The sequence below is a fragment of the Ensifer adhaerens genome (genome assembly GCF_000697965.2).
Lineage (GTDB): Bacteria > Pseudomonadota > Alphaproteobacteria > Rhizobiales > Rhizobiaceae > Ensifer > Ensifer adhaerens.
In genome coordinates, this window is record NZ_CP015880.1 from 2,716,890 (window position 1) to 2,739,889 (window position 23,000).

Consider the following 23,000-nt stretch of genomic DNA (forward strand, 5'->3'; position numbering starts at 1 on the left):
CTCGGGCTTCGGACATGTCAGGCCTTGGCGAAGGCGAGCAGGTCGGCGTTGAGCTGGTCCTTGTGGGTGTCGGTAATGCCGTGCGGTGCGCCGGCATAGACCTTGAGCTCCGCATGCGGCACCAGCGTCTTCGAGGCCCGTGCAGCCGCATCGATCGGCACGATCTGATCGTCGTCGCCATGGATGATCAAGGTCGGCACGTCGAACTTCTTCAGGTCCTCGGTAAAGTCGGTCTGCGAGAAGGCGACGATCGAGTCATAAGTGTTCTTGTGTCCCCCCATCATGCCCTGCAGCCAGAAACTGTCGATCATGCCCTGAGAGGCGATCGCGCCCGGGCGGTTGAAGCCGAAGAACGGACCGGACGCGATGTCGCGGTAGAGCTTCGAGCGATCCTTCAGGCTTGCCGCCTGCAGGCCGTCGAAGACTTCCTTCGGCAGGCCGCCGGGGTTCCTGTCGGTCTTGACCATCAGCGGCGGCACGGCCGAGATCAAACCGGCCCTGGCGATCCGGCTGGTGCCGTGGCGGCCGATATAGCGGCTGATTTCGCCGCCGCCAGTCGAAAACCCGGCAAGGAAGACACCCTTGAGATCGAGCGCGTTGATCAGATCCGCGAGGTCGTCGGCATAGTGGTCCATGTCGTTGCCGTCCCACGGCTGCGACGAGCGGCCGTGGCCGCGGCGGTCATGGGTGACGACGCGGAAGCCGTTGGCGGCAAGGTGGAAGGCCTGCGCCTCCCAGCTGTCGGACGACAGCGGCCAGCCGTGGCTGAGCACGACGACCGGGCCATCCTTCGGACCCCAGTCCTTGTAATAGATCTCGACGCCATCGCGGGTGATGATGCGGCTGCCCATGGTGTTTTCTCCCTTAGTGCCGGAGGCGCCGGCGGTTGCTGCGGTGGTGGATGCGGCCTTGGCCGACGTGTTCATGGCATTGACCGCGGCTGCGGTGGCGGCAGCGCCAAAGGCGGCCGAGAGAACCGTGCGGCGGGAGATGCCGTTGGCTTCGGTCTTGCTGATTGCCTTGCTCATGGAAACGCTCCTTCTTCCCTGCGGTCACACCGCTGTTAAATACTTAGCGTTTAAATCGTGCGCGACTTATGTGGATTTATGTCGCTACCGATTAGATCGTGCACAATATTTATACCGTAGCCGCGCTATAGTCAATGTCTTGCGATTATATCGTGAACGATTTATTTTGAGAGCATGACAGGAGAAAGCGATGATTGACACCGATCCCAAGGGCGATGAGGCAATGCTGGCGCTCGATAGTTTCCTGTGCTTTGCGGTCTATTCCGCAAACCACGCCTTCACGCGCATCTACAAGCCGCTGCTGGAAGAGCTCGATCTCACCTATCCGCAATATCTGGTGATGGTGCTGTTGTGGGAAAAGGACGACCAGACGGTCGGCAGCCTCGGCGAGCGGCTCTTCCTGGAATCGAGCACTTTGACCCCGATGCTGAAGCGCCTGGAGGCCGCCGGCTACATCGCCCGCGTGCGCGATAAGGCGGACGAGCGGCAGGTCCGGGTACAATTGACCGAGATGGGCAAGGCGCTGCGGCAGAAGGCAATCGACGTACCCCGCAACCTTGGCGAAGCGACAAAGCTCGGCCCCGACGATCTCGAGCGACTGCGCGCCGAAGTCTCGTCGCTCAGAGACACGCTATTGAAATAATAGACCGCTGCGCCGAGCATCACCAAAAGAAAAGCCCGGCGATTGCTCGCCGGGCCCCAACCACTCGGACACAAGGTCCGAAATCAGAACTACTCGTTCTGGAAGTAGTTGTACTTGCCGTCGTCACCCTTCTTCCAGGTGTACATGACGTAGTCCGGACGCGTGATGTCGCCCTTTTCGTCATAGCCGAGTTCGCCGATTGCGGTCTTGAACGGACCCTTTGCCTTGATGGCTTCGGCAACTGCCTGCGGGTCGTTGCCACCGGAAGCCTTGGCAGCTTCGGCGATGACCTGGAGAGCGGCGTAGGCGTAGAGCGTGTAGGCTTCCGGTTCGAAGCCGGCAGAGCGGAACTTCTCGACGAGGTCCTTGGCAGCCGGGTTCTTGCGCGGATCCGGAGCGAACGTCATCAGCGTGCCGTCAACGGCGTCGCCGGCGATCGAGGCCAGTTCGTTCGAAACGATACCGTCGCCCGACATCAGGGTAGCCTTGAGGCCCTGGTCCTTCATCTGGCGCATGATCAGGCCGGCTTCGGTGTGCAGACCGCCGTAGTAGACGATCGAAACGCCGGCTTCCTTCATCTTGGCGATCAGAGCCGAGAAGTCCTTGTCGCCGGTGTTGATGCCTTCATAGAGGGCTTCGGTGAGGCCGGCTTCGTTCATCGACTTCTTGGTTTCGTCGGCAAGGCCCTGACCATAGGGGGTCTTGTCGTGAATGACGGCGATCTTCGCGTCCTTGAAGTTGGCAGCGAGGTAGGCACCGGCAACCGCACCCTGCTGGTCGTCACGGCCGCAGGTACGGAACGTGTTCCAGAGACCGCGCTCGGTGAACTGCGGGTTGGTGGAGGCCGGGGTTACCTGCAGGATACCGTTTTCGGCGTAAACTTCAGAAGCCGGGATGGACACGCCCGAGTTGAAGTGACCGACAACGAACTTCACACCGTCAGCAACGAACTTGTTGGCGACCGAAACGCCCTGCTTGGCATCCGAAACGTCGTCGCCGAGCACAACCTTGATCTGTTCCCCATTGATACCGCCAGCGGCATTGATGTCAGCGGCGGCCTGCTCTGCACCTTTCTGGAGCTGTGCACCGAAAGCGGCGTTCGGGCCAGTCAGCGGGCCGGCGACACCAACGAGAATATCAGCCCAGGCGCTGCCGCTGAAGGCAACCATAGCCGTCAGCGCGACCGCCGACAGAAGAGACTTTTTCATCTTGTTACTCCCAATTATTCGAGCGGGTCTCGTTACCAACCTGCGCAATGCCCACCATAGTTGCGCCGGTGTTTCTTTCGCACCGGCCGCGGCGGCCGGCGCGCGCTGTTCCCTTTATTTGGCTTTCCAGGAGAAAGGCGAAGCCTTCTCATAGAGCCAATAGTAGTTATTGGTCATTTGCTTGGTCCGGTAGTACCGGAAACCTGCGGTAGCAAACAACAAAAGTACGATCGTGTCCACGATATAGTATTGCAGGCTGAACATGGTGCCTTCGAACAGCGCATGGTGGACGAAACGGATGCCCAGTCCCAGCAACGCCACGTAGAGGATGAGCCGCGGCATGCCTTCCCAGCTTTCAGCCACGCTCTTGCCCGTGCGCCAGGCGGTCCAGCCGCCGAGCACGCAGCTTATGAAAAGAAACTGCCAGATCGACACTTCTTCGTAGAGAATTCCCTGCATGTCACTTGCTCCAGATGCGGCCGGTCAATGACGGCCGCCTTCGAGATAGGCCGCGCGCACTTCCGGATTGGCGAGGAGTTCCTTGCCGGAACCGCTCATCGTCACCCGGCCGTTCACCATCACGTAGCCGCGGTCCGAAAGCTTGAGCGCGCCGAAGGCGTTCTGCTCGACGAGGAAGACCGTCAGCCCCTCCTCCTTGTTGAGTTTCTTGATCGCTTCGAAGATGCCCTTGACGATCAGCGGTGCGAGACCGAGCGACGGCTCGTCGAGAAGCAAAAGCTTCGGCCGGGCCATCAGCGCGCGGCCGATCGACAGCATCTGCTGCTCACCGCCCGAAAGCGTGCCGCCGCGCTGCGCCTGGCGCTCCTTCAGGCGCGGGAAAAGCGTAAACACCTTTTCCACGTCCTGGTCGAAGTGCTTCAGGTTGTCGAGGCTGGCGCCCATCTGCAGATTTTCGAACACGGTCATGCGCGGGAAGATGCGCCGACCCTCAGGCGATTGCGCAATGCGCAGCCGGGCGATCTCGTGCGTCGGCATGCGGGTGATGTCCTGGCCTTCGAAGAAGACCGAACCGGTGCGCGCCTGCGGGCTGCCGCAGATGGTCATCATCAGCGTCGACTTGCCGGCACCGTTGGCACCGATCAGGCAGACGATTTCACCACGGTGAACTTCGACATCGACCCCGCTGAGCGCCCGGATGTTGCCGTAGTAGGTCTCGACGGCTTTGACTTGGAGAAGTGGCGCCGTCATCAGTGGGTGCCCCCCTGCCCGCCTTCGATTTCCTCGATTTGTTCGATCACCTCTTCAACCTCTTCATCCTCGACACCCAGATAGGCCGCAATGACCCTCGGATCGTTCTTCACGAAATCCGGTGTGCCGTCGGAAATCTTCTGTCCATATTCCAGGACCACCACGTGGTCGGAGATCTCCATGACCACGGACATGTCGTGTTCGATCAAAAGAATCGACGTGCCGGTATCGGCGCGAATGCTTTTCAGCAATTCGTTGAGCGCCAGAGACTCGCGCGGATTGAGACCGGCGGCCGGCTCGTCCAGGCAGAGAAGCTCGGGCCCGGTGCACATGGCACGCGCGATCTCGAGACGGCGCTGGGCGCCATAGGAGAGATCGCCGGCCGGATCGTCCGCACGGTCGATCAGCGACGCCTTTTCCAGCCAGTGCTTGGCAAGTTCGATCGCCTCGTGCGACGCCTGGCGATAGGCCGGGAAGCCGAGCAGACCGAGGAAGGTGTAGCCGGATGCCTGCATCAGCTTGTTGTGCTGCGCGACGAGCAGGTTTTCGAGCACCGTCAGACCGGAGAACATCCGGATGTTCTGGAAGGTACGCGCTACCTTGGCGAGCTTGGTGATCTCGAAGTCGGGCAGACGCTCCAGCAGGTATTCCTTGCCGGCCTTCTGCTTCATCGTGATCATGCCCATCGTCGGCTTGTAGAAGCCGGTGATGCAGTTGAACACCGTGGTCTTGCCCGCTCCGTTCGGGCCGATCAGCGCGGTGATGTCACCGCGATAGGCTTCGAAGGAGAAGTCGTTGATGGCCATGAGACCGCCGAAGCGCATCGACAGGTGCTCAACCTTGAGAATGGGGTCTTTTGTCATTGTCGTTGTCTCGCGGGCCATCAACCGTGCCCTTCCTTGGTGAAGCTGCCGGAGACTGCCTTGCGTTCGTGCAGGAAGGCTGTCGGTTCGCGTGATCCGACGAAGCCGCGCGGCTTCCAGACCATGACGACGACCATGGCCAGGCCAAAGATCAGCATACGGTAGAGTTCAGGTGTGAAGTCCGGTCCGAAGACCATCTTCAGGAAGGAAAGCTCACGCAGGATTTCGGTGCCGCCGATCATGACGGCCGCAGCGACTGCGATGCCGGTAAGCGAGCCCATGCCGCCGAGAACCACGATCGCGAGAATGACCGCGGATTCCAGGAAGACGAAGGATTCGGGCGACACGAAGCCCTGGCGCACCGCGAAGAACGAGCCGGCGATACCGCCGAACATGGCGCCCGTCGCAAATGCGGTGAGCTTGGTCGTCACCGTGTTGATACCGAGCGAGCGGCAGGCGATCTCGTCCTCGCGCAACGCTTCCCAGGCGCGGCCGATCGGCATGCGGCGCAGCCGGATCGTCACATAAGCCGTGAGCAGCGCAAGTGCCAGGATCAGATAGAACAGGAAGATCTTGTAATAGGCCGACGACATCGGCAGGCCCATCATTGCTGCAAAACCGTCCTTCGAGGCATCGAACTTGATGCCGAACAGCGTCGCCTTGGCGATACCGGAGACGCCGAAGGTACCCTTCGTCACTTCGGTCCAGTTGATCAACACCAGTCGGATGATTTCACCGAAGGCGAGCGTCACGATCGCCAGATAGTCACCGCGAAGACGCAAGACCGGGAAGCCGAGAATCATGCCCCAGAAGGCGGCGAGAATGCCGGCGACCGGAAGAAGAACCCAGAAGGACAGGCCGAAATAGGTCGACAGCAGGGCGTAGGAATAGGCGCCGACCGCGTAGAAGGCGACGTAACCCAAGTCCAGCAGGCCAGCGAGGCCGACGACGATGTTGAGCCCCCAGGCCAGCATCACGTAGATCAGGATCTGGATGCCGAAATTGTCGACCCACTTCAGCGAGCCCTGGACGCCGAAGATCGCGACGACGAGCGGCGGATAGATGAGCAGGAACGCAATCGCGAGCTTGGAGAAGTTGCGGCTGAAGAAGGTCTCCTCCTTCACCGCATCGTCGGCCTCGGCCTTGGCGGCCTTGCGCCGAGCCATGGCCGGCTGGACATAGGCAACCATCAGGAAGCGGCCGACGGCAGCGACAATCACGAAGATCGCCAGCAGTCCCCAGCGCTGGTTGAGGATCAGCTCGTTGCGGATGTTCTGGTCGGACTTGAGACCGACGAACAGCACGAAAAGGCCGAGCGAAATCAGGCCCGCGAAGACAGCCTCGCGCAGGGCCCGCGCCGTCACGTCAGTGCCGGCGCTTGCAGTCGTAGAAGCAATGTTTGCCATGGAATTATACCTTCTCGACTTCCGGTCGTCCGAGAATGCCAGACGGCTTGAAGATCAGGACGATGGCGAGAATGGAGAAGGTCGCGACGTCCTTGTAGTCGATGGTGAAATAGGCCGACCAGAGGGACTCGATGAGCCCGATCAACAGTCCGCCGAGAACGGCGCCCGGCAGCGATCCGATGCCGCCGAGAACGGCCGCGGTGAACGCTTTGACGCCAGGCACGAAACCGTCGGTGAAGACGACGACGCCATAATACATCAGATACATCGTGCCGGCGACGGCAGCGAGTGCTGCGCCCATGATGAAGGTCACCGAGATGGTGCGGTCGACGTCAACACCCAGCAGCGCCGCCATCTTCCGGTCCTGTTCGGTCGCGCGCTGGGCGCGGCCGAGCGGCGTCTTGTTGACGATGTACCAGAAGATCGAAAGCAGAGCCGCCGTGATGACGATGATGATGATCTGCTTCAGCGAGATGGTGATGCCGAAGACTTCGTAGACCGAGGAGACGAGCGGCGGGATCGGCTTGTTGCGCGGGCCCTGCGTCACCTGGATGAAGTTCGACAACGCAATCGACATGCCGATCGCCGTGATCAGCGGCGCAAGCCGGAACGAACCGCGCAGCGGCCGATAGGCCACTTTCTCGATCGTCCAGTTCCAGAGACCTGCGGTCAGCATGCCGACGATCATCATCAGCAGGAGAGCAAGTACAACCGGGACGCCCCCGATGAATGTTGTGAGAATAAGAAAGACAATCAAAGCAGCAAAGCCGCCGAGCATGAAGATATCGCCGTGGGCGAAGTTGATCATGCCAATGATGCCGTAGACCATGGTATAACCGATTGCGATCATACCATAAATAGACCCAAGAGTCAGCCCGTTGACGAGCTGCTGGACGAAATACTCCATCAATCTTCCCCTGGACCAGATCCATTACGGTCCGGTCTCTTGTTTTTTGAGCTCATTGTTGAGCGCTGTGTTTGCTCGATTCCATACCTCTTTCAAACGAAAAGGAAAGCTAAAAAACGCGACTTCGCCAAAAACTTCCTCGATAAAATCGATTTGACGCTTTTACAGCCAGAAAAATCAAATCTTTCGCAGCTTTCGCCCGCGAAAGCATCAACTTTAGTCGTAAAAGCGTCGGGTATTCTATGAAGCTTCGACAGCCACTTCGGTCTGCATTACACCTCGAATGCTTAGGCGCGCATGCGCTGACCGTTCGAATCGAACAGCGGATGCGGCTGAAGACGGGCCGGCAGGATCTCACCCAAGAGTTCGATCGACCAGCCATCGCTTCGGTCGGCGATCTCCTTGGGCACGTAGCCCATGGCGACCGAAACCCCACTTGCATGCGCATAGCCGCCCGATGTCACCCAGCCGCGCACGACACCGTCGAGATAGATGGGCTCGTCGCCGATGACGTCCGCATCCCTCGCATCGAGCACGAAGGTCCGCAGCCGCATCGCGCCGCCATCCGCCTTCTCCTTCAAGGCCGCCGCCTTGCCAATGAAATCCGCATCCTTGCCGGTCGCGACGAAACGGCCGAGCCCAGCCTCGACCGGGCCATAGAGCGGACGATATTCGCGCGCCCAGCTGCCGAAGGATTTTTCGACGCGCAATGCATTCAGCGCCCTCAGGCCGAACAAACGGATCCCGGAAGCCGCCCCCTTCTCCATCAGCAGTTCGAAGAGATAACGCTGGTACTCCGGTTTCATCCAGATCTCGTAGCCGAGATCGCCGGTGTAGCTGACGCGGCCGACGAGCGCGGGCGCCATGCCGAGATCCATCCGGCGGATGTCCATGAACGGGAAATCGGCGTCGGAGACATCGAGATGGGTCAGGCTTTCAAGCACATCGCGCGCCTTCGGCCCGGCGATCGACAGGCCGGCCAGCTCCAGCTTCAACGCCTTCAGCGTCACCGAGCCGTCCGCCGGCAGATGCGCCTCGAACCAGCGCATGTGGTAGTCCTCGGCTATGCCGGATCCAACAAGCAGGAAATCCCCCTCTTCGAGCTTGGCAAGGGTGAAGTCGCCGATCAGCTTGCCGTCCTCCTTCAGCATCGGTGCCAATGCCATGCGCCCGACCTCAGGGATGCGGCAGGCAAGCATGCGGTCGAGCCAGGCTTCAGCGCCCTTGCCGGTGATCGCATATTTGGCAAAGCCCGATGTCTCCATCAGGCCGACGCCTTCGCGCACGGCCCGGGCCTCCGCGCCCACCGTCTCAAAGTCGGTCGAACGGCGCCACGAGAAGGCGTCCTTCACGCCTTCGGGTGCAAACCACAGCGGCGTTTCAAGCCCGTAGGACGCGCCGAAGACGGCGCCCGCAGCCTTCAGCCGGTCGTAGATCGGCGTCGTCAACAGAGGCCTTGCCGCCGGCAGCTCCTCGTTCGGATAACGGATCGAGAAGCGACGCGAGTAGTTCTCGCGCACCTTGGCATTGGTATAGGCAAGCGTGGCGAAATCGCCGTAGCGCGAAACGTCCATGGCAAAGACGTCGAAGCCGGGGTCGCCATGGATCATCCAGTTGGCAAGCGCCAGGCCGACGCCGCCACCCTGGCTGAATCCGGCCATGACGGCGCAGGCCGACCAGAAATTCCTCAAGCCCCGCACCGGGCCGACCAGCGGGTTACCGTCCGGCGAGAAGGTGAAAGGACCGTTGATGATCTTCTTGATGCCGGCCTTGTTGAAGGCCGGGAAGTGCCGGAAGCCGACCTCGAGTTCGGGCGAGATACGGTCGATGTCCTCGGCGAGAAGTTCATGGCCGAAGTCCCAGGGCGTCGTGACGGGCGACCACGGACGACACGCCTTCTCATAGGTGCCCATCAGCATGCCGTTCCGCTCCTGGCGGAGATAAATCTCGCCGTCGAAATCGACACAGTGCATCAGCTCCTTGCCGCGCGTCTGGTTGAACTCGATGACCTCGGGCATGTCCTCGGTGATGAGATACATGTGCTCCATAGCGAGCACAGGCAGCTCCAGCCCCACCATGCGCCCCACCTCGCGGGCCCAGAGGCCGGCGGCGTTGACGACGTGTTCGGCGACAATTTCGCCCTGGTTGGTGATCACCCGCCAGCAACCGTCGTCCCGCTGCACCAGGTCCTCGACCTTGGTGTGCAGATAGATCTCCGCACCGTTCTTCTTCGCCGATTTGGCATAGGCATGCGTCGTGCCATAGGGATCGAGATGCCCCTCGACCGGATCGAACACCGCGCCGACGAATTGGTCGGGATCGAGCAGCGGCATCAGGTCGTGCGCTTCCCTGGGTGTCAAAAGCTCGGCTTCGAGCCCCATGTAGCGGCCCTTGGCAAGGATCGATTTCATCCAGTCGAAACGTTCCTTGGTGGCGGCGAGCATCATGCCGGAGGTCATGTGCAGGCCGACATCGTGGCCGGAATACGCCTCGATCTCCTTGTAGAGCTCGACCGTATATTTCTGCAGCTTGGCGACGTTCGGGTCACCGTTGATCGTGTGCATGCCACCGGCCGCGTGCCAGGTGGAGCCGGAGGTGAGTTCCGATCGTTCGAGCAGCACGGCGTCGGTCCAGCCGAATTTCGTCAGGTGATAGAGCACCGAACAACCGACGACACCGCCTCCGATAACGACGACCTTGGCATGGCTTTTCATGCGTACACTCCGTCTCCCCATGCTCCTGTCGGAGGCATGGCCAAATTGTCAGGAAGAAACTCAGGCACGGCGACCGCTTGCTTCAGAGACAGAAGTGCAAGCGGCGAATGATGAAAGCCTAGTCAGAAAGACGGCGCCGATAAAGACACGGCTGCGAAGGACGCTTGTCCATTTCCGCCGTTTGTTGGTGGATGGGCGACCTGTTTGCGGCATTTCATGCCGCATTTGATTTCGACCTGTTGAAGGGGCCGTTTCAATCCGAGAAGGCGGCGGTGAGATCGAAGGCCCGCCCCATCTTCATCAGGTCATCGAAGAGCGATACCGCATAGCTCCGCGGCACGATCAGCTCGAACGTGTCCTCGTCCGTCCGGGCGAGATTGACCGGGATGTGACCGCACAGCGCATTGGTGCTGCCGCCAACCGTGAAGGCTGAGGGATGAAGATCAAGGCCGATGCCCTTGACGAGGATGCTGCGCACGTTCGGGCCGGCGATCCGGAAGACGACGCGCCCATCGCTTTGGTCGACAACATAGGCACCGCCGTCGCAAAGCTCTTCGAGCCAACGTACGAGCCCGCTCGGCGCTTCCACCTCGGAGACGACAAGCCATTCCCCCGGTGCCGAAAACCGCATGGGCAAGTCGGACTGTGCGGCGATCGCCTCACGCACGGTCTCCTCCCGGCCGGCGCGCGCAAGAACCGTCGCCATCGTGCGCCAATGCCCGACCATCAGGTGGTCGGCCGCCGGCGACGTGGGTGCCGATCGAAGTTTCTGCTCCAGTGCGTGGCGGTTGTTGTAGTCGCGAACCATCACCGCCTCCTCAGGCCTTCAGCTTTGCATTTTGCGGATCGACGAAGACCGGGTCGCAGACCTCGGCGACGATCTCCTGATCACGCAGCTTGTCGAACACCACGACCTTCTCGCCATAGCGTTCGCGCCCGGATTTCAGGAAGGCGAGCGCGATGGCGTGCCCCAGGACCGGCGAGAAACCGGCCGAGCTGACCCAACCCTGATCGTTCAGCGTCGAGGGCTTGGTCCCCTCCTTCAGAAGATGCGCTCCGGCCCGCATGTCCTTGTCGGCATCGACGGGCTTCAGACCAACGAGCTGCATGCGATCCGCCGCCGTCAGGCCGTAGCGCGTCGACAGGCGCTTGCCGATGAAGTCGGTCTTCTGCATCGAGAGCATTCGGCCGAGGCCGGCATCGTCTGGCGTCACGCGACCGTCGAATTCGGCATGCGTCAGCAGACCCTTCTCCAGCCGCAGCACGTTCAAGGCTTCGACGCCATAGGCACAGATTTCATGCGGCCGGCCGGCCTCCATGATCTGGTCGGCCACCGCCTCGCCATAACCTGCCGGCACCGCCAGTTCGAAAGCCAGCTCCCCGGAGAAGGAAATGCGGAAGAGCCGCGCCGACACGCCGCTTTTCAGGACGATCTTGCGGGCGGACAGGAACGGAAACGCGCCATCGGAAATATCGCCATCGACGATCTGCTGCAGCACCGCGCGCGCTTTCGGACCAGCGATCGCCATCTGCGCCCATTGGTCGGTCGACGAGGTGAAGCGGACTTCGAGTTCCGGCCAGAGCGTCTGGGCGCAATATTCCAGGTGCGCCATGACGGGACCGGCCATCGCCGTCGTCGTGGTGACGAAGAAATGCTCCTCGTCGAAGCGGCTGACCGTACCGTCGTCGAAGACGAAACCGTCTTCGCGCAGCATCAGGCCGTAACGCGCCTTGCCGATCGGCAGCTTCAGGACCGGGTTGCAATAGAGACGGTTGAGGAACTCCGCAGCGTCGGGGCCTAAGACCTCGATCTTGCCGAGGGTCGAGACGTCACAGAGGCCGACATTGGCCCGCACGTTCAAGACTTCGCGATCGACGCTGTCGCGCCAGGTCTTTTCGCCGGCGCGCGGGAACCAGGCGGAACGATGCCAGAGCCCGGCCTCGACGAAGGTCGCGCCATTTTTCATCGCCCAGCCATGCAGCGGCGACTTGCGCGCCGGTGCTGCATGCTCATCGCGCGCCGTGCCGGCAAGTGCACCGAAGGAGACCGGGGTGTAGAACGGCCTGAAGGTGGTGGTGCCGACCTCTGCCGGGCTGACGCCGCGCATGCCGGCAAGGATGCCGACGGCATTGATGTTGGAAAGCTTGCCCTGATCGGTCGCCATGCCGCTGGTCGTGTAGCGCTTGGCGTGCTCGACATGGCCGAAACCTTCGCGCAGCGCCAGGCCGAGATCCTTCGCATGCACGTCGTTCTGGAAATCGACAAAGGCCTTCGATTTGGCGCCCGGCACATACCAGAGCGCTGAAAAGGACGTGGCCTCTTCGCCATCGACGACCGGTGCTGCGGCCGAGCTGGCGCTGAAACCGAGGTCGGCCGCAATCGCTGCGGCCTTCTCCGCACCATCGGACAGGCAGCCCGAGAGCGTGTAGACACCGTTTGCAGCGCCCACGGGACGCAGCCCGCCACCGACATCAGGTGCGACGAAGGCCTTCAATTCCTCCGACCAGACCGGTCTTGCGCCGCGCTGGCAGGCAAGATGCACGACCGGGCTCCAGCCACCGGACATCCCCAGCGCATCGCAGGCGATCAGTTCCTCGAAGCCGGAGCGTTCGACGACGATGCCCTTGAGGCGCTGCCTGCCCTTGGTGTCGACGACGGAAGCCGAGCGGATGACCCGGATGCCATCAGGCGCCTGATCGGCGGATTCCGCTCGGGCGTCGACGATCGCCGCGATGGCGACGCCCTTGGACGCAAGGGCCCGCGCCGTGCGGTACCCGGCGCTGCCGCTGGTAAAGATCGTGATCTGCTTGCCGGCGGCCACACCATAGCGCTCGGCATAGGTGGTCATGGCTCCCGCCATCATCACGCCGGGCCTATCATTGCCGCCGAACACCAGCGGGCGTTCCTCGGCACCGGTTGCCATCAGCGCGCGCTTGGCAACGATGCGCCAGACACGCTCGCTCACGAGCTTCGAAGACGGTTCAGCGACGTGTTTCTGCACGCGTTCAACCGCGCCGAAGACGTTGTCGTCATACCAGCCGAAGACAGTGGTGCGCGAAAGCAGCGTGACATTGGGCAGCGCTTGCAGTTCGGCGACGGTGCGGTCGGCAAAGACCGATGCCGGCGCGCCGTCGACGGTCTCGCCGGTCGCAAGCAGGGAGCCGCCGAGCCGGAAATCCTCGTCGGCGACGATGACCCGAAGGCCGGCGCGGCCGGCCGTCAGTGCTGCCATCAGGCCGGCGGGACCGGCACCGACGACGAGCAGGTCGCAGAACGCCCAGGACTTCTCGTAGCTCTCGGGGTCGCGCTCCAGCACCGCCCGGCCGAGGCCGGCGGCGCGGCGGATGAAGGGTTCGTAGACGCGCTCCCAGAACTGCTTCGGCCACATGAAGGTCTTGTAGTAGAAGCCGGCGCCGAGGAACGGCGAAAGGACGCCGTTGACCGCCCCGACATCGAAGCCGAGAGACGGCCAGCGGTTCTGGCTTTTGGCAGTCAGCCCGCCATAGAGCTCGGCGACGGTCGCCTTGGTGTTGGCATCGGTGCGAGCACCAGAGCCGAGGGTGACGAGCGCGTTGGGTTCGGAGGGCCCGGCGCTGACGATGCCGCGCGGCCGGTGGTATTTGAAGCTGCGGCCGACGAGCAGCTGGTCATTGGCAAGAAGTGCGGAGGCGAGCGTATCGCCGGAAAATCCGCGCAGCGGCCGGCCGTCGAAGGTGAAGCTCAACGTTTTGCTGCGATCGACGAGACCGCCGGAGGAAAGACGATAACTGGTCATCGCGCTGCCCTCCGCGCAAACTCGGCCGCATCGACGACGGAATAGACCTCGTGGGTGGCCGTATCGCGCTCGACCACCAGGAAGCGGCGACAGCCGGCGATGTGATGCCAATGCTCCAACGTGCGCCCACGCGGGTTGGCGCGCACATAGACGTAATCATGCCAGGCCTCGTCCGAATCCATCGGCTCGGGACGGCCGCGCGAGGCGTCGCCGCGGATCACGAATTCTTCCTTCGGTCGGACCCCGCAATGCGGGCAGGTAATCAGGCTTGCCATCGTCTTCCGTGTCCTGAAGCCGCACTCCGGCTTCCTGTTCATTCCATACGAGCCGGCGGGCCGGCCGTGTCCTGTCAGTGAAGGTTGGGCTGCGGGCCGGCGCCGGCCTCGTCGACGGCATAGCCGCGGGCGAAGCGATCGAGCCTCAAGGCGCGCGCCACCGGATGGGTGTCGTTCTTGGCGATCAGGTGGGCGAAGCAGTAGCCGGAAGCCGGCGTCGCCTTGAAACCGCCGTAGCACCAGCCGCAGTTCAAGTAGAGATTGTCGATCGAGGTGCGGTCGATGATCGGCGAGCCGTCCATGCTCATGTCCATGACGCCCCCCCAGGCGCGCAGCACCCGAACGCGCGACAGGCCGGGGATCATCGTCACCCCCTCCTCCATCACGTGCTCGGCGGTCGCCAGATTGCCGCGCTGGGCATAGGACGAATAGCCGTCGATCTCGGCGCCGAAGACGAGGCCGCCCTTGTCCGATTGCGAGATGTAGAAGTGGCCGCCACCATAGACGATCACGTGATCGATGCAGGGCTTCAGCCCCTCGGTCACGAAGGCCTGCAGCACATGGCTTTCCAGCGGCAGCTTCAGATCCGCCATTTCGCCGACGCGCGAGGTGTTGCCGGCCGCCGCCAGCGCCAGCTTGCCGCAGCCGATGAACCCCTTGGTCGTTTCGACGCCGGTGACGACACCGTTTTCGCGGCGAATGCCGGTCACTTCGCAATGCTCGATGATGTCGACACCATGCTGGTCGGCGCCGCGGGCATAGCCCCAAGCGACCGCATCATGCCGCGCGGTACCGGCGCGGCGCTGCAGCAGGCCACCGAGGATCGGATAGCGGGCGTGATCGTAGTTGAGGAAGGGGATCATCTTCTTCAACTGCTCACGCTCGATGAGCTCCGCTGCCACACCTTCCATCCACATGGCATTGCCGCGGCGCACATAGGCATCGCGCTGGCCGTCGCTGTGGTAGAGCATGATGACGCCGCGCTGCGACAGCATCACATTGTAGTTGAGATCCTGCTCCAGCCCCTCCCAGAGCTTCATCGAGAACTCGTAGAAGGGTTCGTTGCCGGGCAGCATGTAGTTGGAGCGCACGATCGTCGTGTTGCGGCCGACATTACCCGAGCCGAGATAGCCCTTTTCCAGGACCGCGACGTTCTTCACGCCGAATTCCTTGGCGAGATAATAGGCGGTCGAGAGCCCATGGCCGCCGCCGCCGACGATGATCACGTCATAGTGGGATTTCGGCTGTGGCTGGCGCCAATGCGGTTTCCAGTTCAGGTTTCCGGAAAGGGCGTTCCTGACAAGCGAGAAGGCGGAATAACGCATGAAGGCATCCAGTTCAGTTGCGCCGGCACATTTGCACAGCCGGAACGCGGAAGCAAAGACGCAAAGCCTCTCGCAATTGCAAAAAGCTTGAGATGCTCCGCCCCGCAGATCAGTTGCGACCACGCGTAAAGAGCCGCCTGCCATGTCAAAAGCATGGCTATAATCTTCCTCTCAATATGCTATGGGCCTGATGACGGACCGAAAGACAGGGCGAATGCTGGAGATACTGCAACAATCGGCAATAACGGCGGGTCGGGCCATTCTCGACATCTACAATGCCGGGCCGGAGGTCACGCACAAGCCTGACTGCTCGCCGGTCACCGATGCCGACACGACGGCCGAACGCATCATCCTGGCAGACCTCGCCTCCGCCTTTCCGGACATCCCCGTGGTCGCCGAGGAAGCGGTGTCCGCCGGCTTCGTGCCGGAGATTTCCGGCAAGTCGTTTTTCCTTGTCGATCCGCTCGACGGCACCAAGGAATTCATCAGCCGCAACGACGACTTCACCGTCAACATCGCGCTGATCGAAAACGGCGCGCCCGTCGCGGGCGTCGTCTACGCCCCGGCGCTTGGAATCCTCTATGCGGCACACCATGGCAAGGCGGTAAAGTCGGTTATTGATGGCAGCTTTCGCCTGACCGAAGAAACGATCATCGGCTGCCGCAGCTGCGGGGATCGCATGGTGGGGCTCGCCAGCCGCTGGCACAACAGCGCCGAGACGATCGACTACCTCGAAAAACACGGCATCGCCGATTACCGGACGGTCGGCTCGTCCTTGAAATTCTGCCTGCTCGCCGAAGGCGTGGCCGACGTCTATCCCCGCTTCAGCCGGACGATGGAATGGGACACCGCCGCTGGCGACGCGATCCTGAGGGCCGCCGGTGGCGAAACGCTGACGATGGATGGCACGCCGCTTACCTACGGCAAGCGCAACCAGAAGGACGACAGCGACTTCGCCAATCCCTGGTTCGTATCGCGCGGCAAGCCCTGAGCAGGTCGCGCAAGGGCTGAGCCGGTTCCTAAGCCTCTCTCGTCTGGATCCCAGCGGCGATCAGCTGGCCGATCGATTTCTCGTTAAAGGGTTTGTCGATCCGCGGAACGTGCCTGAGATAGGTCGGGAAGTGCTCGGCATCGCCGTAGCCGCTGGTGAAGCCGAACGGCATTCCGCGGGCAAGCATGGCATCGGCAACCACGAAACTCGTGTGATCGCCGAGATTGACGTCGAGGATCGCAAAATCGAAGGCCTGGAGCGCCAGCAGCTCCAATGCCTGGTTCGCATTTCCGGCGATCGTAACCTGCAATATTCCGAGAGAAGCGAGGATTTCCTCGACGTCCATGGCGATGATGAAGTTGTCCTCGAGAACGAGGACCGTCCGGACGGACGGTGAAAGCTCGGCCATGTCAATGCACTCCATTTTTCACGCACAGCGACGGCAGTCATCGTCGCTGCAGGCGCATTTCCAGGCGGAATGCCGTCCAGAGTCCCGGAACCTCCACTGAGGCAACGGCAACGACTGAGCTTAGGCTCCAATGGCCTGACCTGGCATTTAAAAAAGACATGTGAGCGTCATGACGGGATCGGGAACAACCCTTTCGTCGCGGCGTTCAGTTCATGCGGCGTGGCCTCGGCCGCCTCCGCTCGACATTCCAAGACAGAACTGGAGCAGAAGAATGAAACAGACTGCCGCCGTGCTGAAGCCCAAGGTCAGGGACGAAGAATTCGACATCGGCCTGACGAAGGCCTATCGCCAGCAGATGGCAACCGCGCTTTCCGATATCCTTGCCGATACCTACAAGCTGGTGATCAAGAGCCACATCTACCACTGGAACGTGGTCGGGCCCCTGTTCAAGCCGCTGCACGAACTGACCGAAGAGCACTACAACGCGCTGTTCAAGGCAACCGACATCATTGCCGAGCGCATTCGCGCCCTTGGCCACCTGGCGCCGGCGAAGCTCGCCGAAGCAAAAACCTTCGCCCCCAGCGCCGCCTCGGTCAACCACACGACGGCGGCCGAGATGGTGGCAGACCTGATCACCGATCACGAAGCGGCGGCGCGACGCATACGCGAGGCCGGCACCAAGGCCGATGAAAACGGCGACCTGGTCACGACGGACATGCTGACCGATCGCCTCAACTTCCATGAAAAGGCTCTGTGGATGCTGCGGGCGACCGTTGCCGCCTGATCTCCCCCACCTTGACATCGATGCGGCCCCGGCGCCGCATCGATCGGCTTCGACTGGGCACGTCAGATGAACGGCCGCTTGGGTTCGCGGAGCCCTTCCCAGCCTGAAACCGCAAGCAGGCCGTCGATGTCGCGGACATTGCAGCCCTTCTCCGCCCAGCGGATCAGGCCCCGTTCGGCAAGTTTCTTCAACGTCTTGTTGGTGTGAACGATCGAAAGGCCGAGCGTGTCGGCTACATGCTGCTGGCTGATCGGAATGGCGACGCGGCTGTTGCTGAAGAGGTCGAGTACCTCCGCGCGCTGATAGAGGAAGGCGATGAGATAGGCCGCCCGCTCCAGCGCGGATCGGCGGCCGATGCTCAAGAGGTTTTCATCCAGAATGCGCTCCTCGCGTGCAGCGATCCAGGTGAGATCATAGGCAAGCTCAGGGTAGTTCTCGAACAGGCGGTTGAGCTTGCCGCGCTCGAAGACGCACAGAGTGACGGGCGACAGCGCTTCGATCGAATGCTGCATCTCCCCCATCAGGCTGCCCTGCAGTCCGATCAGATCGCCGGGCATCACATAGTTGAGGATCTGGCGGCGGCCGTCATCGAGCATTTTGTAGCGGAAGCCCCAGCCGGAAAGCACGGTGAAAAGGTGCGCACTGTGCGCGCCTTCGACGAGTATGGTCGCGCCACCATCGACCGCCAGTTCGCCAGTCTTGAACTGCGAAACGAAGGCAAGTTCTTCGCCGGTAAAGGCACGAAAATGATCGAGCTTGCGCAAGGGACAGCTTTCGCAAGGGGTGCGCTTTTCGTTGCGGGCTGTCATTTCGTTCATCGTTCCATCCACCGCATGCGTTCGTTCAGGCTTTTGCGTCCAAAACTGCAAGTAGCGCCGGCATCGCAGGTGACAAGATACAACCCTGAAAACACTTGGTTTTCCGAAGCGCCATCGTTGCCATGATCATGGACAGCCAGCCCTTGGCGCCCTATCTCTTGCACTCGACCCCGCCACAGGAGCTTCACCATGTCCCACCCTGCCTTCGCCCCCGGCAATGTCGCCGTCGTTACCGGTGCTGCTTCCGGCATCGGCCTTGCGGCTGCCAGACACTTCGCGACGCTCGGCATGTACGTCGTGCTCACCGACCTCGCGGGCGACAAGCTGGAGAAGGCGGCCGCCGAAGTCGCAGCCGCCTCGCCCGGCGGGGCGCGGCACGTCACGGCCATCGCGACAGACGTCTCGCGGCTCGACACGCTGGAAGCGCTCGAGCGGGAGGTTCATCAGCGGCTCGGCGACGTGCATGTACTCATGAACAATGCCGGCATTCAGCCCGGCAGCGCGATCCTCGGCCCCATGGCCGCCTGGGAGGCGACGCTCGGGGTCAATCTCTGGGGCGTCATCAACGGTTCGCGCGTCTTTGCATCCCGGATGATCGCCCACGGCAAACCGGCCGTCATCATCAACACCGGCTCGAAACAGGGCATCACCACGCCGCCCGGCGACCCGGCTTACAACGTCTCCAAGGCGGCCGTGAAGGTCTTTACCGAGGCGCTGGAGCACGAGCTGCGCAACACCGCCGGAAGCCAGGTCCACGCGCACCTGCTGATCCCCGGTTTCGTCTACACCGGGCTGACGGCTGGCGGCCGCACGGAAAAGCCCGCCGGCGCCTGGACGTCGGAACAGACGGTCGGCTTCATGATGGAGAGCCTGGCGCGCGGGGATTTCTACATCCTCTGCCCTGATAACGACGTGTCACGCGCGACCGACGAACGGCGTATCCTGTGGGCCGCCGGCGACATCGTCGAGAACCGGCCGCCGCTGTCGCGCTGGCATCCGAAATATGCCGATGCCTTCAAGGCATTCCTCGACAAGGATGGCGATTGATCCTCCTACGTTGACGCTGCGTTCTCGGCGACCCTTCTGGTGCTGGCCGGACACATCGTGTTTTGTGGGACGACGATAATGAGGGACTAAGAATGACGAGCGGCATCCATCACATCACCCTGATTGCCCGGAAGGTCCAGGCAAACGTCGACTTCTATGTCGGCTTTCTTGGCTTGCGCCTGGTCAAGCGGACGGGCGGCTATGAGGACGCCAACCAGCTGCACCTTTTTTACGGCGACGCCGAGGGTTCGCCGGGTTCGCTCGTGACCTTCCTGATGTGGGAAGACGGCGGCCGCGGCCGCGTGGGCCATGGCCAGCCGAGCGAAATCGCGTTTGCCATCCGGCCGGAGAGTATCGGCTTCTGGCTGACCCGCGCGCTGCAGTTCAACATCGCCACATCAGGGCCAGCGCAGGAGTTCGGTGAGCCGGTGCTGCGGCTCAAGGATCCGGACGGTGTCATCGTCAAGCTCGTCGGCACCGAGACGGTTTCGGGTGCGGCCCCCTGGAGCACGCGCGATATCCCGGCGGAAGACGCCATCCGCCGCCTGCGTGGCGCCACGATCCTCACGGAAAAGCCGGAGGAATCCGTTCGCTTCCTGACGTCCCACTTCGGCTATACGGAAACTGGCGCAACCGACGCGATCCGTCGGCTCACCTCCGCCTCCGGCGACACCATCGACGTGCGCAATGCAAGCGGCTTCTGGACGTCTGCGCCCGGAACCGGAACGATCGATCACATCGCCTTCCGTGCACCCGACCGAGCCGCCGTGGAACGGGTGCACGAGGACCTGCAACGGGATGGCGCGGGCGCGATCAATGCGCATGACCGCAAATACTTCTATTCGCTCTACGTCCGCGAACCCGGTGGGTCGCTCTACGAACTGGCCAGCGACGTGCCCGGCTTCACCGTCGACGAACCGAAGGAAACACTCGGCACCGAACTCTTCGTACCGGCGCATTTCAGCGCCGCGCGCGAAGAAATGCTGCTGGCCATGCCGCAGTTCGCTCTGCCGGGAGAACCGCGGCTGACCGAGCGCGACCTGCCCTTCGTGCACCGCTTCTATCACCCTGACGTACTGGATGACCGCACCTTCATGCTCTTGCACGGCAGCGGCGCCAACGAAACGCAGCTTCTCCACCTCGCCCATCAGGTCGACAGGCAGGCGACGCTTGTCGGCATTCGCGGCCGGTCGAACGAGGAGGGAACGCCGCGCTGGTTCCGGCGCTATTCGCCGACGACCTTCGACCAGAAGGACGTGCGGTCGGAAGCCGAGGCCTTTGCTGCCTTCGTCGAGGGTGCCCGCGACGGCTACCGCATCGATCTGGAGAAGACGGTTTTCATCGGCTACTCCAACGGCGCCAATCTTCTGGTGGCCCTGATGCTGTTGCATCCGGGGCTCGTGCGCAATGTCGTACTGATGCGCTCGATGCTCGTCCTCGACGACGTGCCGCCGCCGGATCTCTCGGGTACGAAGGTGCTGCTCCTCACCGGCAAGCACGACAGCTACGGCGACTTCGCTCCACGCCTCAGAGAAGAGCTCGTCCGCACGCGCGCGGATCTGACTGCGGTCGACCTCGACATGGGCCACGAGATCGGCGCGCCAGATATCGCGGCTATCCAGCAATGGCTGCAGGATAAGGGCCTCTAAGCGTTCCCCAGGTCGTTTCGGCGAACGCTTTCGAGAAATCCAACAGCGCTCGCTCCCTCACCCTCATGCTCGGGCTTTGCCCGAGCATCCATACCCAGTCCTGTCCGCGATGTCCGGGGCAGCCTTAGCGCCTCACTGTGTCGGCAGCCTACCGCGCTCCCTCAGCGCCGGCAAAATCCGCAAATGCCTTGACGAAGGCGGCGAGCCGGTCGCGGGCGTCCGTATCCGTCAGCGTCCCCGCCTCATCGAAAAGCGTATCCGCCTTGGGCAGCATCAGGCGCTTGCCGGACCAGAGCTCGGCGCCGAGCGTGCGCATGACGGGCAGCCAGGCGTTCTGGCTAAGGATGGTGCCGAAATTGCCGGGCGAGCTGCCGGCAAGCGCAAAGGGCCGACCGCGAAACACCTTGGCGATATCGGCAGAAGGCCGGCTCATCCAGTCGATCGCGTTCTTGAACACGCCGGGGATGGAGTTGTTGTATTCCGGCGTGAACAGGATGACGCCGTCGGCAGCCATCACCTTTTGCTTCAGCGCCGTCACGGCGTCCGGAATGCCGCTCTCCTTTTCGACATCGCCGTCATAGAGCGGAATTCCGTGCAGCGTCGCGGTGTCGAATTCGACGCCACCAGGCAGGTTTTCCGCGGCCGCCCGCATCAGGCCGGTGTTGAACGACGCCTTGCGCAGGCTCCCGGAAATGCCGAGGATTTTTGTCATGAGGTCTGGTCCTTTTCCAAGTCCTTGCGGGCGCGCCTCGAAGCGCGAGGCGGGATGCCATCGACATAGGTAACGCAACAGCTGTCATGATGGGTCCGCGCGGAACCGATGTCCAACGGGATCAGAGGGATAGAGACAAAAAAGCCGGGGACGAGCCCCGGCTTTTCGTTGGGATCAGACCGTTAGACGAGCGGCTTCAGCCGGGCCTCGATCTGCGCGCGCTTCGGCTCCAGGAACGGCGGCAGAGACAGGCTCTCACCGAGCGTTTCCATCGGCTCGTCGACGGCAAAACCGGGACCATCGGTCGCGATCTCGAAGAGGACGCCGTTCGGCTCGCGGAAATAGAGCGAGCGGAAATAATAGCGTTCGACCTCGCCGCTCGACGGCAGACGGAAGCCGTTAAGCCGTTCCGTCCATTCCGTCAGCGCCGCATTATCAGGCGCCCGGAAGGCGACGTGGTGCACGGCACCGGCGCCCTGACGCGCGATCGGCAATCCCGGTTGGACGGCCACGTGCAGTTCGGCCGCAGGACCGCCCTCGCCCATGGTGAAGACGTTGACTTCCCCCTCGCCGTCCGGCGACGGATAGGTGCGGGCCTTGCTCATGTTCATCACATGCGTCAGGACGAGTTCGGTGTTCGTGATGTCAGGCACGCTGATGGTGATCGGTCCGAGGCCCTTGATCTGGCGCTCGGCCGGCACCGGGCTCTTTTCCCAGGGGTGCGAGGGCGCAAGCCCGCCGTCGTCGACCAGCCGGAAACGTTGGCCTTCGGCATCCTCGAAATCAAGCGCGGTGCGGCCATCGATCTCGGTGACCTCTCCACTCGTGACCTTGAGTTCGTCGAAGCGGTCCTTCCACCAGCGAACGGTTTCGGCGCTGCCGACCCTCAGACCCGTGCGCGAAATGCTGTGCGTGCCGCGCCCTTCCGGCCCGACCGGCCAGTCGAAGAAGGTCAAGTCCGTGCCGGGCGTGGCGCGCCCGTCGGCATAGAAGAGGTGATAGGCGGTGGTGTCGTCCTGGTTGACGGTTTTCTTGACCAGCCGCAGCCCGAGCGTCTCGGTGTAGAAGCGCAGGTTTTCCGGTGCGTTGGCGGTGATCGCCGTCAGGTGATGGATCCCAGTCAGTTGCAAGCTCATGATTGCCTCCAATGCGTTGGCATTGCTGTTGAGCCCAATATGGGATGCCGCATCGTTTCCGACAGTGGACCAATAGAGAACAGAACGTTCTCCTCAGGTA

21 protein-coding genes are annotated in these 23,000 nt (G+C 62.3%); 5 read left to right on the forward strand and 16 right to left on the reverse strand.

Annotated features, from left to right (window positions below; genetic code table 11):
• Positions 1-17: 17 nt before the first annotated feature.
• On the reverse strand, positions 18-1,028 hold the full coding sequence (locus tag FA04_RS13185; protein ID WP_064817005.1) for an alpha/beta fold hydrolase: 1,011 nt from the start codon (positions 1,026-1,028) through the stop codon (positions 18-20).
• Positions 1,029-1,218: 190 nt separating this feature from the next.
• Between FA04_RS13185 and FA04_RS13190 the strand changes: the two genes are divergently transcribed.
• Positions 1,219-1,671 (forward strand): MarR family winged helix-turn-helix transcriptional regulator, encoded by a 453-nt coding sequence (locus FA04_RS13190; RefSeq protein WP_034798821.1) that lies wholly within the window; start codon positions 1,219-1,221, stop codon positions 1,669-1,671.
• An 89-nt stretch (positions 1,672-1,760) separates the two neighbouring features.
• Here FA04_RS13190 and FA04_RS13195 read toward each other — a convergent pair whose 3' ends face one another.
• The 11 genes from FA04_RS13195 to FA04_RS13245 form a co-directional block, all read right to left on the reverse strand.
• Entirely contained in the window at positions 1,761-2,879 is a 1,119-nt protein-coding gene (locus FA04_RS13195; protein ID WP_034798823.1) for a branched-chain amino acid ABC transporter substrate-binding protein, read from the reverse strand.
• Positions 2,880-2,993: 114 nt separating this feature from the next.
• Positions 2,994-3,338, reverse strand: a complete 345-nt coding sequence (locus tag FA04_RS13200; protein WP_034798825.1) for a DUF6867 family protein — start codon at positions 3,336-3,338, stop codon at positions 2,994-2,996.
• A gap of 24 nt (positions 3,339-3,362) precedes the next feature.
• Positions 3,363-4,088 carry an ABC transporter ATP-binding protein gene (locus tag FA04_RS13205; RefSeq protein ID WP_034798827.1) on the reverse strand — a complete coding sequence of 242 codons (726 nt, stop codon included), beginning with the start codon at positions 4,086-4,088 and terminating at the stop codon, positions 3,363-3,365.
• Entirely contained in the window at positions 4,088-4,972 is an 885-nt protein-coding gene (locus FA04_RS13210) for an ABC transporter ATP-binding protein (RefSeq protein ID WP_034798829.1), read from the reverse strand. The genes FA04_RS13205 and FA04_RS13210 overlap by 1 nt, the downstream gene beginning before the upstream one ends.
• Positions 4,972-6,357 (reverse strand): high-affinity branched-chain amino acid ABC transporter permease LivM, encoded by a 1,386-nt coding sequence (gene livM, locus FA04_RS13215; protein WP_034798831.1) that lies wholly within the window; start codon positions 6,355-6,357, stop codon positions 4,972-4,974. Before livM ends, FA04_RS13210 begins: the two co-directional genes overlap by 1 nt.
• A gap of 4 nt (positions 6,358-6,361) precedes the next feature.
• Entirely contained in the window at positions 6,362-7,264 is a 903-nt protein-coding gene (locus FA04_RS13220) for a branched-chain amino acid ABC transporter permease (protein WP_034798833.1), read from the reverse strand.
• A gap of 287 nt (positions 7,265-7,551) precedes the next feature.
• On the reverse strand, positions 7,552-9,978 hold the full coding sequence (locus FA04_RS13225) for a GcvT family protein (protein ID WP_034798835.1): 2,427 nt from the start codon (positions 9,976-9,978) through the stop codon (positions 7,552-7,554).
• A 253-nt stretch (positions 9,979-10,231) separates the two neighbouring features.
• Entirely contained in the window at positions 10,232-10,786 is a 555-nt protein-coding gene (locus tag FA04_RS13230; RefSeq protein ID WP_034798838.1) for a sarcosine oxidase subunit gamma, read from the reverse strand.
• Between the two features lie 10 nt (positions 10,787-10,796).
• On the reverse strand, positions 10,797-13,754 hold the full coding sequence (locus tag FA04_RS13235) for a sarcosine oxidase subunit alpha family protein (protein WP_034798840.1): 2,958 nt from the start codon (positions 13,752-13,754) through the stop codon (positions 10,797-10,799).
• Positions 13,751-14,029 (reverse strand): sarcosine oxidase subunit delta, encoded by a 279-nt coding sequence (locus tag FA04_RS13240; RefSeq protein ID WP_034798842.1) that lies wholly within the window; start codon positions 14,027-14,029, stop codon positions 13,751-13,753. Before FA04_RS13240 ends, FA04_RS13235 begins: the two co-directional genes overlap by 4 nt.
• 74 nt (positions 14,030-14,103) lie before the next feature.
• Positions 14,104-15,354, reverse strand: coding sequence for a sarcosine oxidase subunit beta family protein (locus FA04_RS13245; protein ID WP_034798844.1), 1,251 nt, complete (start codon positions 15,352-15,354; stop codon positions 14,104-14,106).
• Positions 15,355-15,568: 214 nt separating this feature from the next.
• On the opposite strand from FA04_RS13245, the gene cysQ reads away from it, so the two are divergent.
• Positions 15,569-16,345, forward strand: coding sequence for a 3'(2'),5'-bisphosphate nucleotidase CysQ (gene cysQ, locus FA04_RS13250; protein WP_034798846.1), 777 nt, complete (start codon positions 15,569-15,571; stop codon positions 16,343-16,345).
• Positions 16,346-16,373: 28 nt separating this feature from the next.
• Here the strand turns inward: cysQ and FA04_RS13255 are convergent, their stop codons facing one another.
• Positions 16,374-16,760, reverse strand: a complete 387-nt coding sequence (locus FA04_RS13255) for a response regulator (protein WP_034798951.1) — start codon at positions 16,758-16,760, stop codon at positions 16,374-16,376.
• 265 nt (positions 16,761-17,025) lie between these two features.
• Between FA04_RS13255 and FA04_RS13260 the strand changes: the two genes are divergently transcribed.
• A complete protein-coding gene (locus FA04_RS13260) occupies positions 17,026-17,538 on the forward strand; it encodes a Dps family protein (protein WP_034798847.1) in 513 nt (170 codons plus the stop codon).
• Positions 17,539-17,600: 62 nt separating this feature from the next.
• Here FA04_RS13260 and FA04_RS13265 read toward each other — a convergent pair whose 3' ends face one another.
• The gene (locus FA04_RS13265; protein WP_034798848.1) at positions 17,601-18,356 is read right to left on the reverse strand and encodes a Crp/Fnr family transcriptional regulator; all 756 of its coding nucleotides are present in this window, start codon (positions 18,354-18,356) and stop codon (positions 17,601-17,603) included.
• 189 nt (positions 18,357-18,545) lie between these two features.
• Here FA04_RS13265 and FA04_RS13270 point away from each other — a divergent pair, with 189 nt between their 5' ends.
• Positions 18,546-19,403 carry an SDR family NAD(P)-dependent oxidoreductase gene (locus FA04_RS13270; RefSeq protein WP_034798849.1) on the forward strand — a complete coding sequence of 286 codons (858 nt, stop codon included), beginning with the start codon at positions 18,546-18,548 and terminating at the stop codon, positions 19,401-19,403.
• 92 nt (positions 19,404-19,495) lie between these two features.
• On the forward strand, positions 19,496-21,052 hold the full coding sequence (locus FA04_RS13275) for a VOC family protein (RefSeq protein ID WP_034798850.1): 1,557 nt from the start codon (positions 19,496-19,498) through the stop codon (positions 21,050-21,052).
• 148 nt (positions 21,053-21,200) lie between these two features.
• Here FA04_RS13275 and FA04_RS13280 read toward each other — a convergent pair whose 3' ends face one another.
• Both FA04_RS13280 and FA04_RS13285 read right to left on the reverse strand, forming a co-directional pair.
• On the reverse strand, positions 21,201-21,764 hold the full coding sequence (locus FA04_RS13280) for an NADPH-dependent FMN reductase (protein WP_034798852.1): 564 nt from the start codon (positions 21,762-21,764) through the stop codon (positions 21,201-21,203).
• 182 nt (positions 21,765-21,946) lie between these two features.
• Complete coding sequence (locus FA04_RS13285; protein ID WP_034798853.1) at positions 21,947-22,900, reverse strand: ring-cleaving dioxygenase; 954 nt, start codon at positions 22,898-22,900, stop codon at positions 21,947-21,949.
• Between the last annotated feature and the right edge of the window lie 100 nt (positions 22,901-23,000).

Bases quoted from the DNA above. Each gene is read 5' to 3' on its own strand.
- FA04_RS13245 (WP_034798844.1), bottom strand. From the start codon at position 15,354: ATGCGTTATTCCGCCTTCTCGCTTGTCAGGAACGCCCTTTCCGGAAAC.
- FA04_RS13240 (WP_034798842.1), bottom strand. From the start codon at position 14,029: ATGGCAAGCCTGATTACCTGCCCGCATTGCGGGGTCCGACCGAAGGAA.
- FA04_RS13185 (WP_064817005.1), bottom strand. From the start codon at position 1,028: ATGAGCAAGGCAATCAGCAAGACCGAAGCCAACGGCATCTCCCGCCGC.
- FA04_RS13280 (WP_034798852.1), bottom strand. From the start codon at position 21,764: ATGACAAAAATCCTCGGCATTTCCGGGAGCCTGCGCAAGGCGTCGTTC.
- FA04_RS13200 (WP_034798825.1), bottom strand. From the start codon at position 3,338: ATGCAGGGAATTCTCTACGAAGAAGTGTCGATCTGGCAGTTTCTTTTC.
- FA04_RS13275 (WP_034798850.1), top strand. From the start codon at position 19,496: ATGACGAGCGGCATCCATCACATCACCCTGATTGCCCGGAAGGTCCAG.
- FA04_RS13195 (WP_034798823.1), bottom strand. From the start codon at position 2,879: ATGAAAAAGTCTCTTCTGTCGGCGGTCGCGCTGACGGCTATGGTTGCC.
- FA04_RS13225 (WP_034798835.1), bottom strand. From the start codon at position 9,978: ATGAAAAGCCATGCCAAGGTCGTCGTTATCGGAGGCGGTGTCGTCGGT.
- FA04_RS13230 (WP_034798838.1), bottom strand. From the start codon at position 10,786: ATGGTTCGCGACTACAACAACCGCCACGCACTGGAGCAGAAACTTCGA.
- FA04_RS13210 (WP_034798829.1), bottom strand. From the start codon at position 4,972: ATGGCCCGCGAGACAACGACAATGACAAAAGACCCCATTCTCAAGGTT.
- FA04_RS13220 (WP_034798833.1), bottom strand. From the start codon at position 7,264: ATGGAGTATTTCGTCCAGCAGCTCGTCAACGGGCTGACTCTTGGGTCT.
- FA04_RS13205 (WP_034798827.1), bottom strand. From the start codon at position 4,088: ATGACGGCGCCACTTCTCCAAGTCAAAGCCGTCGAGACCTACTACGGC.
- FA04_RS13270 (WP_034798849.1), top strand. From the start codon at position 18,546: ATGTCCCACCCTGCCTTCGCCCCCGGCAATGTCGCCGTCGTTACCGGT.
- livM (WP_034798831.1), bottom strand. From the start codon at position 6,357: ATGGCAAACATTGCTTCTACGACTGCAAGCGCCGGCACTGACGTGACG.
- FA04_RS13235 (WP_034798840.1), bottom strand. From the start codon at position 13,754: ATGACCAGTTATCGTCTTTCCTCCGGCGGTCTCGTCGATCGCAGCAAA.
- FA04_RS13190 (WP_034798821.1), top strand. From the start codon at position 1,219: ATGATTGACACCGATCCCAAGGGCGATGAGGCAATGCTGGCGCTCGAT.
- FA04_RS13265 (WP_034798848.1), bottom strand. From the start codon at position 18,356: ATGAACGAAATGACAGCCCGCAACGAAAAGCGCACCCCTTGCGAAAGC.
- FA04_RS13260 (WP_034798847.1), top strand. From the start codon at position 17,026: ATGAAACAGACTGCCGCCGTGCTGAAGCCCAAGGTCAGGGACGAAGAA.
- FA04_RS13285 (WP_034798853.1), bottom strand. From the start codon at position 22,900: ATGAGCTTGCAACTGACTGGGATCCATCACCTGACGGCGATCACCGCC.
- cysQ (WP_034798846.1), top strand. From the start codon at position 15,569: ATGCTGGAGATACTGCAACAATCGGCAATAACGGCGGGTCGGGCCATT.